The organism is Tritonibacter sp. SIMBA_163, from assembly GCF_046535935.1.
Lineage (GTDB): Bacteria > Pseudomonadota > Alphaproteobacteria > Rhodobacterales > Rhodobacteraceae > Epibacterium > Epibacterium scottomollicae.
The window spans coordinates 1-234 of sequence record NZ_JAWJBP010001371.1; the positions used below are offsets into that span (position 1 = coordinate 1).

General features: G+C 60.3%; 1 pseudogene. It reads left to right on the forward strand.

What is annotated here, in order from left to right:
- Window positions 1-234, forward strand: a pseudogene (locus R0J92_RS26770) (cytochrome-c peroxidase); the annotation flags it as partial.

The window sequence follows — 234 nt, forward strand, 5'->3', positions numbered from 1 at the left end:
CGATGCGCAGAGCGGCATGAAGCTGTTCTATGACAAGGCGGCCTGCAGTCAGTGCCATTCCGTCTGGTTGCAGACAGATCACGATTTTCACGCTCTTGCAGTGCCTCAGTTGTGGCCGGGCAAGGCCGCACGTTTCGAAGCCCACAACCGTGATGAGGGGCGTTTGCGTGTGACCGGCGCAGCGGAGGATGCTTATGCCTTTCGCACGCCGGCGTTGCGCAATGTCAGACTGCC